Annotated in this window: 11 protein-coding genes; 6 read left to right on the top strand and 5 right to left on the bottom strand. The window is 67.5% G+C overall.

Annotated features, from left to right (window positions below; all coding sequences use genetic code 11):
• Window positions 1–78: 78 nt before the first annotated feature.
• The 3 genes from DVK05_RS17235 to DVK05_RS02980 all read right to left on the bottom strand — a co-directional run bounded on the left by DVK05_RS17235 (window position 79) and on the right by DVK05_RS02980 (window position 4,502).
• A complete protein-coding gene (locus DVK05_RS17235; RefSeq protein WP_167551913.1) occupies window positions 79–246 on the bottom strand; it encodes an HEWD family protein in 168 nt (55 codons plus the stop codon).
• A gap of 108 nt (window positions 247–354) precedes the next feature.
• The gene (locus DVK05_RS17745; protein ID WP_306462314.1) at window positions 355–3,546 is read right to left on the bottom strand and encodes a PGF-CTERM sorting domain-containing protein; all 3,192 of its coding nucleotides are present in this window, start codon (window positions 3,544–3,546) and stop codon (window positions 355–357) included.
• Between the two features lie 272 nt (window positions 3,547–3,818).
• On the bottom strand, window positions 3,819–4,502 hold the full coding sequence (locus DVK05_RS02980; protein WP_121561927.1) for a DUF6517 family protein: 684 nt from the start codon (window positions 4,500–4,502) through the stop codon (window positions 3,819–3,821).
• Between the two features lie 140 nt (window positions 4,503–4,642).
• Here DVK05_RS02980 and DVK05_RS02975 point away from each other — a divergent pair, with 140 nt between their 5' ends.
• The gene (locus DVK05_RS02975) at window positions 4,643–5,383 is read left to right on the top strand and encodes a hypothetical protein (RefSeq protein WP_121561926.1); all 741 of its coding nucleotides are present in this window, start codon (window positions 4,643–4,645) and stop codon (window positions 5,381–5,383) included.
• 66 nt (window positions 5,384–5,449) lie between these two features.
• On the opposite strand, the gene DVK05_RS02970 is transcribed toward DVK05_RS02975, so the two are convergent.
• Together DVK05_RS02970 and DVK05_RS02965 are read right to left on the bottom strand one after the other, a co-directional pair.
• Window positions 5,450–5,959 (bottom strand): hypothetical protein, encoded by a 510-nt coding sequence (locus DVK05_RS02970; protein ID WP_121561925.1) that lies wholly within the window; start codon window positions 5,957–5,959, stop codon window positions 5,450–5,452.
• A gap of 92 nt (window positions 5,960–6,051) precedes the next feature.
• The gene (locus DVK05_RS02965) at window positions 6,052–7,398 is read right to left on the bottom strand and encodes an alkaline phosphatase family protein (RefSeq protein WP_121561924.1); all 1,347 of its coding nucleotides are present in this window, start codon (window positions 7,396–7,398) and stop codon (window positions 6,052–6,054) included.
• A 226-nt stretch (window positions 7,399–7,624) separates the two neighbouring features.
• Here DVK05_RS02965 and DVK05_RS02960 point away from each other — a divergent pair, with 226 nt between their 5' ends.
• The 5 genes from DVK05_RS02960 (at window position 7,625) to ftsZ (ending at window position 12,713) form a co-directional block, all read left to right on the top strand.
• A complete protein-coding gene (locus DVK05_RS02960; protein ID WP_121561923.1) occupies window positions 7,625–8,533 on the top strand; it encodes a PhzF family phenazine biosynthesis protein in 909 nt (302 codons plus the stop codon).
• 61 nt (window positions 8,534–8,594) lie between these two features.
• The gene (locus tag DVK05_RS02955) at window positions 8,595–8,789 is read left to right on the top strand and encodes a hypothetical protein (protein ID WP_121561922.1); all 195 of its coding nucleotides are present in this window, start codon (window positions 8,595–8,597) and stop codon (window positions 8,787–8,789) included.
• Between the two features lie 95 nt (window positions 8,790–8,884).
• Window positions 8,885–9,835, top strand: coding sequence for a calcium/sodium antiporter (locus tag DVK05_RS02950; protein WP_121561921.1), 951 nt, complete (start codon window positions 8,885–8,887; stop codon window positions 9,833–9,835).
• Between the two features lie 96 nt (window positions 9,836–9,931).
• A complete protein-coding gene (locus tag DVK05_RS02945; protein WP_121561920.1) occupies window positions 9,932–11,410 on the top strand; it encodes a D-aminoacyl-tRNA deacylase in 1,479 nt (492 codons plus the stop codon).
• 145 nt (window positions 11,411–11,555) lie between these two features.
• On the top strand, window positions 11,556–12,713 hold the full coding sequence (gene ftsZ, locus DVK05_RS02940; RefSeq protein WP_053771518.1) for a cell division protein FtsZ: 1,158 nt from the start codon (window positions 11,556–11,558) through the stop codon (window positions 12,711–12,713).
• Window positions 12,714–12,733 lie beyond the last annotated feature (20 nt).

Below are 12,733 nucleotides of genomic sequence, written 5' to 3'. Positions count from 1 at the left end.
TAATTGGTGGATTAGCCCATAACACACCGCGAGCGTTTCACTCGATCCGAGTAGAGTGGTGAAACGTCCAGCCCGAAATTACTCTCGGAGGGGGACGAACGAGCCGTTGATGTCCCACTCGTGGATACAGTAGACGTTGCCGGGGTCGTCCGCGATCCGCCACCCCTCCACCTCGTCGTCCCATCGCTCCTCGCGCCCGCAGAGTTCGCACGCGCGCTCCTTCGGCGGTGTGATGGTCACGCCCATGATCGAGCGAAAGGCGTCAGCGAGCAAAAACGTACCGACGGTCGGCGACCGTCGAGGCGGATCGCGCCGCGATCCGACTGGCCATCCGAACGACGGTTACACCCGCACTCACCCGACGCCCCCGCGGCGCCGGGCGAGCAGCGACGCCCCCGCCATCGCCGCGAGCGACGCGACGGGCCCGAACCCGGGGAGGTCGTACGCGGTCGATCGGATCGGCGCGTCGTCGTAGCCCAGATCGCTCGCGTCGGCCTCGTCCGAAGTCGGTTCGCCCGAGACAGACGATTCCGGGGACTCGCCCGAGTCGCCGGAGTCGGCCGACGTTGCGCCGCCGCCATCACCGTTTTCGGTGCCGCTCGACGGTCCGTTCTCGCCGTCGCTCGGCCGTCCGCTCTCGGGGCGGGAGTTCGCCGCCGCGGAACCGTCTGGACCGCGCCCGAGTTCGGCAGGTCCGGAGAGCTTCGCCGGCCCCGCGGCCGGCGGGATCTCGGACGCTCCGGGGGCGATCGGGACACCGACGCCCGGCGGCCGGCCGAGATCCGAGCCCGTCGATCCGCCGGGTTCGCCGCGACCACCGGCGTCGGTGGCGGTAGTCTCGTCGGAGCCGGCGGCGCCGCCGGCCCCGCTCGGACCGCCAGCCGAACCAGTGCCCGAGGACCCGCCGGTAATCGAACCGCCGCCGCCCGAAGCGCCACCGCTCGAACCCCCACCGTTCGAGCTTCCACCGGCCGAGCCGCCGCCCGTGTCCGAGCCGGTCGCCGCACCGGACTGACCCGACGGCTCCGTCGCGACCGACGCGGTCGTCTCCGTGGAGTCGGCGGTCGAGTCGACGCCGGCGTCCCCCTCGCTCGGATCTGCGGCGTAGGTCAGCCCGGTCGTCACCCGATGCCCGTCGTCCGCCGCGGTCCGGCGGAGTCGATCGTCGTCCACCCGAAAGGCGGCCTCGAACATCTCTCCGGGGTCGGGGGTCGTTCCGGTTCCGAACGCGCGGTCGCCGGCGACGACGAGGTACAGACCCTTCCGGTCGAGGTGGACTGCGGACTCGTTCGGCGTACGACCGAGTTCGTTCCCGTCGGACCCGTTACCTGCGTCCGTGGCCGTCGGTTGGACCCCGAACTCGAGGCCGTCGAGGCGGTCGAGATTCGCGCCACGCTCCAGTGATCCGTTCGCGGTCGCCGCGAGGCCCGTCAGGCCGGTCGCGTTCACCGCGTACACGACCGTGTCGTTCGCGGTCGCGGCCGTCGCCTCAGTGAGCGTTCCGTCGGCGATCGCCTCCCGGACCGCGGTCGCGTTCTCGAAGTCGCCGCGGTCGACCGCCTGCGTCGTGTACGCCGTTAGGTTGTTCGTCGATCGGGGTTCCACGGTGACCGTGGCGGTGTCGTTGGCGACCTCGGTGCCGTGTTCCGACCGGAGTGTGAGGTCGTACATCCCGGGAGTGAGCGACCCGGAGTTTCCGTTGACCGACTCGACGCTAATACCGGTGCCTGCCGTGACGAAGTCCGACGGGGATTCCGGCGACGCGTACGTGTTAATCGTGACGGGTGTCGGGCCTGTATCGTTGGTTGTCAGGTTGAGTGTTGTAGAAGAGTTACTATCCGTACTAGAAAATGTTATATTTAATCTTGGCACGCTGTGAGACATAGAGATCCGCATTGGACTTCCGTAGTTTGACCTTTCAGTAATATTCTTCAGAGTAACTCGTTTTCTGTCCTCTCCAATAATCTCAAACTTCTCTGAATCCACTCTATCTGAGTGGATGTAGTATGTGCCAGTAGAGAGCGTTGAAGTATTATATCCGACTTGTTGGGAATTATTTAACTGTGTCCCTATGGATACAATCCGAGAGTTTCCGTCCTCCCCTACTTTATGAAGTTCAACAGATATCGGATTCAATGTAGAATTAAACAGAACTGTTTGTCCGGAGTATACGGGCGTGTTTATTGACTGATTGCGGTTGATTTGGACAGTATCTGTATTTGACCCAGTTGTGTGAACAGACTCGATGACAATTACTCCACCATCGGCGACGCCATCAGAGACAAACTGTTGATTAAGATCAGAGTTCCGAAGGGGCTCCGCCTTTTTTATAGATACCCAGTTACCAGCACTATGTCCTATTGCCAACTGAATGGACGCAGCATAGCGGTTGCTACGGAAAATTCCACTTTGAGAGGTTGTGGTATTGAAATGGAGAGGGATATCCTCACTCCATCCTGTTAGAACTCTTGAACGAGCAATGACTTGGTCATGTAGGATGTGACCAGTTGAATTGACAGGGTGTAGTGAAATTAGGTATGGAGTCTCATCGTTGATTGTATCTGAGACCTTAGCTCTGGAGACAACGATGGTCTCTGTCTGTGGTTTATCATGTGATGAATTATCGAACTTAAGATAGGCATTAACTACTCGACCACTAGCGGATGAAAGAGCTAAGTCGGTTACATTAGTTGGTAAATAATCACCAATGTCAAAATTTGAAGTGTCAACCGTAGAGTTAGCTATGAGATATCCAGTGACATCACCACCAGGGTTGGACAGATCAACAGAAATAGAATCTTCTCTCATAAGAATCTCTCTACTAAGATTTTTAACACCGATTATTTCGTTATCTTCCTGTTTTGTGATAAATAGGGTTGAATTTGTGTTCCCGCTGAGATTGTCAACAGTTACGCCGACAGTCGTCCAGGAATCCCGATGGAGTTGTGTTGACCCGGTCGCTTGGTTGTGAATTCGGATATTACCATCTATTATTTGAAATGAGCTTGTGCTTTTTCGTTCAGTAATGTTGGTAGATGAGAAATCAGTCTTGTTAGTAACTACAATTGGATATTTTATGTTTCTCGAAAGTTGTGCCTCATCGGTGTTAATGCCAGATATTTGGACAGAGTCAACATGTATTGAGCGACTGGATCTATTCGGCTGTATCGTAGCAGCTAGTAGAGTCGTATCTTCAGTATCTAATTGTGAGGTGTTAATTACAGATCCGTTTTGGATACCGTTGATTGATATTGAGACCGAAGAAGTGTTTACTCCATTTGACTCAATACTAGCTAAATCCACATACAGTCTGATTTTCCCGGGAGAGTCTGATGTATTCGAAACCAGAATTTCAATATTATTTATTTTTTGCCCAGACTGACCTATTCGGATAGATTCCGCGTCACCAGTGCTGTTCAGGGTGGGTCTATGATTATTTGCTTGAGCATCAACAATGCTTGTTCCCAGTAGTACGATAGCAGAACCGATCACGAAGCAAACGACAATACCGGCCCACAGCCATCGAAGCGATCGCGTCCGGATCATAGCCAACGAACCACGGATGCCAGAGCGATCGCTCCCGGGGCAGCGCGGCGTCAGTGGTCGGCCCGCCTCCGCGAAGCGGCTCTTGTCGCACCGCGGGATCTCTCACTCGGACCGATCGCTTATAAGTGGCTTACGAACGCGAAAGCTTCCGCTCAGGGAAATAACCGCAAGACAGCGGCGTCACGAGAGGGTTACTTTCGTAGAAATCCGCGGTCGATAGGTCCGGGACCGGACAGAGCGGAAAACGCGGACTAGACGGTCGCCGAAGCGGGTCAGTGTTCGACCGCTTCCATCATCGCGAGCAGCTGTTCGGACTGCTCGACCTCGACCGGGTGGAGCCCGACCAGCGCGATCACGTCCTCGCTGTCCGCGTCGGCCGCCTGGTGCTGGATCGTCGTGAGGTAGAGGAGGACGGGGATGTCCTCGACCGACCCGCTCTGCCCGTTCGAGCCCTCGACGTCCGCGCTGACGGTCGTTTCGAAGATAGAGATGGTCGCCTCCTGACCGAGGATCGTCCGCGTCTCCTCGCCCCGCGCCTCGATGTCGTCCGTCTGGATGTCGGCGTTGCCGCCGCCGATGTCCTGCTGGTTGACCTGGTTGAGGAGCCGGCGGATGAGCTCGGCGCCCTCCACCCGGACGAGCGGATTGACCGACTGGCCGGCGACCGACGCGTTCGGGGTGCTCGCCACGAACAGCGCCGACTGGGTCGTCGGGTTGACGTACCGGGCGACCCACGTCGTCGCCGTCACCCGCGCGTTCACGCCCGTGGCGTTGAACTCGCGGTCGATGCTGAACGACTCCGGCTCCTGACCGTCGTATCCGGAGTCACTGTACGCGCTCTCCGGGACGCGCGCCGGTTCCGCGTCGAACTCGTAGCTGCCGTCCTCGCCGGCGCACCCCGCGACCGCGACCGACGCCGAGGCGGCCATCGCCGCGAGCAGTCCACGTCGTTTCATGTGATCGCGTAGGTCCACACAGTTCTTTAAGGCTATCGCCGAGGGTATCGGTCGCGAGAACGCCGGGGCCGAAGGCACAAAGTTCACGTCGGGGCGTGCGCGACGTGAGGCAAATGGAACGCCGAGGACAAACCGGGCTGGTGGAAGCGCTCTTCTTAGACGTTGTTCGCCTCCACGAGACGTGGATGGAGGTGGTTTTCCCCCGACAGCTCGACCCGAGCGCCGTCCTGGGGAAGTGGAAGCCCGAGACGGCGGTTCAGTCGGTCGGCTACTACCTCTGGGCGGTGCTCGGCGCGCCGCTCGTCGCGGTCGCGTACCCGCTGTTGCTCGTCGGGTTCGCCACGCGCTACTACGCGGCGAAGCTCGACTCGGCGGTCACCCGCATCGGCGTCGCCGGCGCGGTGCTCGTCGCGGCCGTCGTCTGGGGGACGCTGACCGTCATCACCCACCTCCAGCTCCCGTTCGACGCGGTGATCGCGGTCGGCGCCGCGAGCGCGGTGGCGGTCGTCTCGGCCGCGCTCGCCGCCGGCTTCTCGAAGCTGGGCGGGCGGTTCGTCAGCGTCCTGCTCGCGTACCCGTTCGCCATGACGGCGCTGTTCCTGCCGCCCGTCGTCGCCGCCCTCGTCACGCCGACGCTGGAGGAACTGATCTTACCGCCGAGCTACGACCTCGCGCGGTGGATCCTCGACACGTTCCTCTCGGTGGGGGGCATAAACGAGATGCTCCGGGGCGCGTTCGACCTGGAGACGTTCGGCGAGCAGTGGGGGCTCCCCGGGCTGGGCTACGTGCTGATGTGGATCGGGATCTCGGTGCCGCTCGGGTGGTTCCTCGGTCTGCTCGTCGCGCTGGCGAACCTGATCCGGCCGGCCGACGACGCCTGATCGGGTCGGGGGTCGCCTGAATCGGATCGGTCGTCAGTCGGCTGAATCGGATCGGGCGACGGTCGCTCACTCCTCGGGATCGTATCCCTCGCTGGCCGCTTCGAACGCCGACGCCGAGCGCTCGGTCTCCCGCCGTCGCTCGCGCTCGGCGATCGCCTCGGGGTCCGGGCTCGCGTCGTCGTCGATCCGAGCGATCGAGTTGTGGACCTTGGCGTGGCACCAGCGACAGAGGCCGACCGTGATCTCGTGGGAGCCGTCGCCGCCGTACGAGAGGTGGTGTTCCTCGACGAGCGACCGGGAGTCGTCGTGGGCCAGGCGCACGTCCGCCAGCCCGCACCGGGCGCAGGTCTTCGCGTCGGTCGTCGACCGGTAGTGCGGGCACGCGCGCCACTCGCCGTCGGCGCCGACGTGGCAGTCGTAGCCGTCGGCGCGGCGGGCCGCCGCGAACTCGGGGTCGTCTCCGGACCGCGTCAGCGCGAAGCGACACCGACCGTCGTCGGTGAGGTGGTCGCAGACGCCGGCGACCGCGTAGGGGTCGTCGACGCCGACGGGGGTCCCGTCGGGGGTGCGCTCCATACCGGCCGGTGGGGGCGGACTCACTTCAATTCGGTCGCCGGACGGCGGGAGCGGAACAGTGGGGGCGACGCGGGGACCGGGGCGCCGACGGCTCAGACGAGGCTGGCGCCGTCGAAGTCGGTGCGGCCGTACTCGATGTCGAGGAGCCGGAGGAGGGTCGGGGCGACGTCGAGGAGGTCGGCGTCCTCGACCGTCGCGTCCGGGTGGTCGACGAACAGCGCGGCGTCGTCGAAGGCGTGCATCCCGGACCGGGGACCGTCGGGGTCGAACACCTCGTCGTGCGGGCGGAACCCGGACTTGAGGTCGAACCCGTCGTTCGGGAGGACGACCAGGTCGGGCGCGATGGCGGCGTGATCGCCGCGGAACACCGTCTCGCGGTCGACGACGCGGTCGGCGACGGGGTCGCCGTCGGGGCCGGTCCACGACTCCAGCGCCTCGCGCAGCTCGGCGCGCGTCTCCTCGTACTCGGACTCGGGGACGACGCCGTTCGGCTCGCGGCCCTCCACGTTGAGGTAGAAGCGGCCGGGGACGAGCGAGTACGCGCGGGTGTCGTCGGTGACGTCGGCGAGCGCCTCGTGGGCGTCGCCGTCGTAGGAGAGCCACCCCTCGCGTTCGAGCCACTCGTTACAGTACACGTCGTAGCGGAGGCGGCGGAACCCGTGCGTGGAACCGACGACGAGGGTGACGTCGTCCGGGAGCGCCTCGCGGATCGACCCGACGTGCTCGTCGAGCGCGGCGTGGAATGCCAGCAGGTCCTCGCGGTACGTCCCGCCGTCCTCGTAGTCGCCCCAGAGGAAGTGGTTGACGCGGTCGGGGGCGGTGAAGACGCCGACGAAGAGGTCCCAGTCGTCCCGCTCGACGTAGCGCTCGAAGGCCGCGGCGCGCGCGTCGAGGGTCTCCCGGGCGTGCTCCATGAACGCCGTCTTGTCCGGCTTGTGGCCGAGCTTCGCGTTGACCGACAGTCGATAGTCGCTGCCGGTCAGGTACTCGCGGAGCTCGTCGGGGGTGGCCGCCGCGTCGAGGTCGGGCGAGAGGTAGCCGGAGACCATCCGCTGGACGGTCCGCTGCGGCGGGAACGTGACGGGGACGTTCATCACGGTCGCGTCAAGCCCCGCCTCGGTCGCGCGGTCCCACACCCGGGGCGCCTGGACGTCGCGCCCCATCGGCACGTAGGTGTCGTAGGACCCGACCTCGCGGTCCTGGAAGCCGTACACGCCCGTCTCGCCGGGGTTTTTCCCCGTCGTCAGGCTCGGCCAGCACGCGCTCGACTCCGCCGGCACGATGCTGTCGATCCGTCCCCCACCGCCCTCGTCCGCGATCGCCGACAGCGCCGGGAACGTCTCCGGGTTGTCGGCGACGAGCCGGTACGAGAGGCCGTCGATCCCGATGAACGCCACCCGCGGCGTGTCGTTCCCTCGCAGCCGGTCGAAGAGGCCCATACACACCCATCCGCGGTCGAGGGCAAAAGGATTGACATCGGACGCGCCGCGAAACGCCGGGTCGACGTACACGTAAGGTGAGGGTCGACGTACACGTGAGGTAGGGGTCGACGTACACGCGAGACGAGGATCGGTAGCGCCCGACGGCCGGCTCGGCGGCGCCCGACAGCCCGGCCCGCCGACCGGCTCGGGAGGGTTTTTGTCCGTGACTCGCGGAGGGGCCGGCATGGAACACAGACGCGCGATGCTCGTCGACGCGTTCGCCGCGGAGCCGCTGGCCGGGAACGCCGCCGGCGTCGTCCCCGACGCCGAGGGGCTGAGCGACGACCAGCTGGCCGCGGTCGCCGCCGAGCTCGGCGCCTCCGAGACCGCGTTCCTGACCGACGGCGACGGCGCGGCCGACGACCGGCTCCGCTACTTCTCGCCGACCACGGAGGTCGACCTCTGTGGCCACGCCACGATAGCGACCTACGGCGCCCTGTTCGCCGAGGGGGCAATCGACGGCGGCGAGCGCACGCTCCGCACGAACGTCGGCGACCTCACCGTCTCCGTCGACGACGACGGCACCGTCTGGATGCGACAGCAGGCGCCGAGCGTCGAGGTCGTCGACGTCGACCTCGACCGGGTCGCGGCCGCGCTCGGCGTCGACCCCGCCGCGCTGCGCGACGTGGGCGCGGACCTCCCCGTCGCGGTCGCGTCGACCGGCCTGCCGTTCCTCGTCGTCCCGGTGAACTTCCTGGAGCGGCTGGGCGAGGCGGACCCGGACGACGACGCGGTCGAGGCGCTCTCCGAGGAGTTCGACGTCGCGGGCGTGTACGCGTTCACCTTCGACGCGCTCGACGCCGACTCGACGCTCCACGGCCGGGCGTTCGTCCCGTCGCTCGGCATCGCGGAGGACCCGGTCACGGGCACCGCGAGCGGCGCGGTCGGGGGGTACCTCCGCCGCGTCGACGCCTTCGACGGGGACGAGCCCGACGAGCTCCGGTTCGAACAGGGGCACTTCCTCGACCGACCCGGACGGGTCCGCGTCCGCGTCGAGGCGGACGGCGTCCGCGTCGGCGGGCGGGCGACGGTCGCGCTCGACGGGGAGATCCGGATCCCCGACGACGAGGACGACGAGATAATCGAGGCGTGACGCGCCGGAACGCGGGCGTCGGAGACAGAACGTTTAGGATCGCTCGCCACGTACCGGTCCCATGGAGTTCGACCTTCCACGCGCGGCAGCGATCCTCGTACTGATCGTCGCGGTCGGCGCCGGCGGCCTCATCGGCGCGGGGATGATGCCCCTCCAGACGACGCTGATGATGGTCGTCCCGTCGATGCTCGTCTTCGGGGCGCTCGCGTTCGCGATCGGCGTGAAACACGGCGAGTTCCGGGCCGGACACGCCTGACCGGGGCGGGCGGCGAGCGGCGTTCGACCGGTGACGACGCCCCCGAGCGACCGGGGATCACGACCCTTTTGAAACGCCGTTGCGAACCGGGAGCCGTGCTGCCCGGGTCGCCACTCCTCGAACTGCTGTTGATCGTCGGCGGCGTCGCCCTCCTGTACGCCGGCGCCGAACTGCTCGTCACCGGCGCGCGGGACCTCGCGCTCGCCGTGGGGCTGAAGGCGTCGACCGTCGGCGTCACGGTCGTGGCGTTCGCGACGACCGCCCCGGAGCTGTTCGTCTCCCTCCTCGGCGCCGTCACGGTGTCGACCGACATCGGGCTCGGCGCCATCGTCGGCTCGAACATCGCGAACATCGGGCTCGTGTTGGGCGTCTCCGCGCTCATCCGCCCGCTCGACGTCTCCGACACCGTGTTCCGCCGGGACGTTCCGTTCATGGTGCTGGCCGCGCTGCTGCTCGTCGCGCTCGGCTGGGACGGGCGGATCGGCCTGTTCGACGGCTCGGTGCTCCTCGCGGCGCTCGCCGCGTTCACGGCCGCGGTCCTGCGGCGCGTTCAGGCGAACCAGTCGGCAATCTCCGACAGCGAGCGCGACGACATGCCGGACGCGGAGCTGCGCGATGCCGCGGCGGTCGTCGGGGGGATCACCGCGCTCGTCCTCGGCTCCCGGTGGCTGATCGACGGCAGCGAGTCGCTGCTGGCGGCCGCCGGCTTCTCCGACATCTTCATCGGGCTCACGGTGCTGGCGCTGGGCACGTCGCTGCCGGAACTGGCCGCCAGCGTCGTGGCCGCGGTGCGCGGCCAGGCGGAGTTCAGCGTCGGCAACGTCGTCGGGTCGAACATCTACAACATCCTCGCGGTCATCGGGATCGTCGCGGTGGTGACGCCCATCGGCGTCGCCCCGGGCGTCCGCGGCTTCGAGTTCCCCGCGCTGCTCGCGTTCACGGCCGGAATCGTCGCGATTATGGCGTACAGCGAGCGGATCACCCGGCTCGACGGCGCCGTGCTCACCGTCGGGTACGGGGTCTTCGTGTACCTGTTGCTCCCGTAGCGCGGCGTGCCCGGTTGCGGTCGGGGCGGCCGCGACGGGACGGACTCCGGGACCGGAACCGACGGGTATTCGGTCGCGGGCGGCCGAGCCGGTGCCGTGATAGCGATCGTCGTCAGCCGGGCCGACAGCGCCTCGGCGCACATCGGGGAGCGGCTGCTGGAGGTCGGCGACTGGACGGCGCGCGAGGACGGCTCGCGCCCCGACGCCGACGGGGGCGGGACCTACTACCGGACGGAGGGGTTCGAGCTCCGCCAGTTCGACGACCTCCACATCCGGCTGTCCGACCCGACCGCGGCCTTCGACTGTGACCCCGCGTTCCTCGCGTTCGTCTCCAGGCACTCCGGCGAGACCGGGCGGCTCCTCACCGCGCACGTCACCGGGAACTTCGGCGGCGCCGAGTACGGCGGCGAGCCGGAGTCGCTGGCGCGGGCCGCGCCGGGCGCCGAGAAGCGCGTCGTGGAGGCGCTCGCCCGGCACGCGCCCGAGGGGTACGAGGTCGGCATCGAGTGCACCCACCACGGCCCGACCGACGTCGCCGTCCCGTCGCTGTTCGTCGAACTGGGGTCCGACGAGCCGCAGTGGGAGGACTCGGACGCCGCCCGGGCGGTCGCGCGGGCGGTCCTCGACCTGCGGGGGACCGGCGCGGACCTGACGGCGGACGACGCCGCCGCGGCGGCCGATGCGGGCGACGCCGGGAGCCGGCCCCGTCACGTCGTCGGCTTCGGTGGGGGCCACTACGCGCCGCGGTTCACTCGGATCGTTCGCGAGACCGAATGGGCCGTGGGGCACGTCGGCGCCGACTGGGCGCTCGGGGAGCTCGGCGCGCCCGACGCCAACCGCCGGGTGATCGAGGCCGCGTTCGAGCGGAGCCGCGCCGAGCGGGCCGTGATCGACGGCGACCGCCCCGACCTCGCGGCGGTGATCGAGGATCTCGGGTACGGGGTGGTGAGCGAGACGTGGGTCCGCGAGGTCGGCGACGCGCCGCTCGCGCTCGTCGAACGGCTGGAGGCCGAGATCGGGTCCGTCGACGACGGCCTGCGGTTCGGCGCGGTCGCGCTCGGCGATGACGCGGTCGACGACGACGCGCTCGACCCCGACTCGGAAGCGGTCGAGGGCGATAGCGATGCGGTCGGCGACGCGGTCCGCGTCCGTGACCTCCCGGCGGACCTGCTCGCCCGGGCACAGGGGCTCGACGCGGACGCGGCGCGCGCGGCGGTCGAGCGCGTCGCCGTCGCGTTCGACACGGAGCAGGGCGGCGCGCGGGCGGCCGGGCGCGTCGCGTTCTCGACGGCCTCGGAGGCGCCGGGCTACGCCGACCTGATCGAGGGGCTGGTCGACGTGCTGGAGACCGGGTACGACGCGGTCGAGGTGTCGCGGGAGGAGACGGCGGTGGTCGCCCGGGAGACGGCGTTCGACCCGTCGCTGGCGGCCGAGCGAGGCGTCCCGGAGGGGCCCGCTTTCGGGCGGTTGGCCGACGGGGAGCCGGTCGAGGTCGGCGGCGAGACCGTGACGCCGGAGGCGGTGTCGCGCGCGCGGACCGACCGCTTCCCGATCGACGGCGCGGCCCTGAAATAATTTATAAGCGGTCCCGCGGGCGTCGTCGCCGCCGTCCGGGCCGTGCGCGCTCGGGTCGGCCGCGAACGACGGAGATTTCGGCGTCTGACCCGCGTCAGACGAACGGGCAAAAATAAATACGTCCGGGTCGCAACCTCACCACATAATGGACTCCATCGTTGAGGACGCCATCGACGAAGCCGAAGAGGCCCCCGCAGACGACGCCGGGGGAGCCGGCGAGAGCGCCGCCGGGGGGAGCGCCGGCGCGCCGCCGCAGACGGGGACGATGACCGACGACGAGCTACAGGACGTCCTCCAGGACCTCCAGACGAACATCACGGTCGTCGGCTGCGGGGGCGCCGGCGGCAACACAGTCAACCGCATGACCGAGGAGGGGATCCACGGCGCGAAGCTGGTCGCCGCCAACACCGACGTCCAGCACCTCGTCAACATCGAGGCCGACACGAAGATCCTGATGGGCCAGCAGAAGACGCAGGGCCGCGGCGCCGGCTCCCTCCCGCAGGTGGGCGAGGAGGCGGCCATCGAGTCCCAAGAGGAGATCCAGGACGCCATCGACGGCTCCGACATGGTGTTCGTCACCGCCGGGCTCGGCGGCGGCACCGGCACCGGCTCGGCGCCGGTCGTCGCGAAGGCGGCCCGCGAGTCCGGGGCGCTCACCATCGCCATCGTCACGACGCCGTTCACCGCCGAGGGCGAGGTCCGACGGACGAACGCCGAGGCCGGCCTCGAACGGCTCCGCGACGTGAGCGACACGGTCATCGTCGTCCCCAACGACCGCCTGCTCGACGCGGTCGGGAAGCTCCCCGTCCGCCAGGCGTTCAAGGTGTCCGACGAGGTGCTGATGCGCTCGGTGAAGGGGATCACGGAGCTCATCACGATGCCCGGGCTCGTCAACCTCGACTTCGCCGACGTCCGCACCGTGATGGAGAAGGGCGGCGTCGCGATGATCGGCCTCGGCGAGTCCGACTCCGACTCGAAGGCGCAGGACTCGGTGAAGTCCGCGCTGCGCTCGCCGCTGCTCGACGTGGACATCTCCGGCGCGAACTCCGCGCTCGTGAACGTCACCGGCGGCACCGACATGTCCATCGAGGAGGCCGAGGGCGTCGTCGAGGAGATCTACGACCGGATCGACCCCGACGCGCGGATCATCTGGGGGACCTCGGTCGACGACGAGCTGGAGGGCGAGATGCGGACGATGATCGTCGTCACCGGCGTCGAGTCGCCGCAGATCTACGGCAGCAACGGCGAGCCGCCGGAGGGCGGCGCGCCGAGCGACGTCGAGGACATCGACTACGTGGAGTGACGCACGCCGAGCGGGCGGGT

Source organism: Halorubrum sp. Atlit-8R (genome assembly GCF_003666025.1).
Classification (GTDB): Archaea; Halobacteriota; Halobacteria; order Halobacteriales; family Haloferacaceae; genus Halorubrum; species Halorubrum salinarum.
This window is presented reverse-complemented; position numbering and strand designations above follow the sequence as displayed.

What these genes read in the sequence shown, in the direction of transcription:
- DVK05_RS17235 (WP_167551913.1), bottom strand. Translation starts at nt 246, where the DNA reads ATGGGCGTGACCATCACACCGCCGAAGGAGCGCGCGTGCGAACTCTGC.
- DVK05_RS17745 (WP_306462314.1), bottom strand. Translation starts at nt 3,546, where the DNA reads ATGATCCGGACGCGATCGCTTCGATGGCTGTGGGCCGGTATTGTCGTT.
- DVK05_RS02980 (WP_121561927.1), bottom strand. Translation starts at nt 4,502, where the DNA reads ATGAAACGACGTGGACTGCTCGCGGCGATGGCCGCCTCGGCGTCGGTC.
- DVK05_RS02970 (WP_121561925.1), bottom strand. Translation starts at nt 5,959, where the DNA reads ATGGAGCGCACCCCCGACGGGACCCCCGTCGGCGTCGACGACCCCTAC.
- DVK05_RS02965 (WP_121561924.1), bottom strand. Translation starts at nt 7,398, where the DNA reads ATGGGCCTCTTCGACCGGCTGCGAGGGAACGACACGCCGCGGGTGGCG.
- DVK05_RS02960 (WP_121561923.1), top strand. Translation starts at nt 7,625, where the DNA reads ATGGAACACAGACGCGCGATGCTCGTCGACGCGTTCGCCGCGGAGCCG.
- DVK05_RS02955 (WP_121561922.1), top strand. Translation starts at nt 8,595, where the DNA reads ATGGAGTTCGACCTTCCACGCGCGGCAGCGATCCTCGTACTGATCGTC.
- ftsZ (WP_053771518.1), top strand. Translation starts at nt 11,556, where the DNA reads ATGGACTCCATCGTTGAGGACGCCATCGACGAAGCCGAAGAGGCCCCC.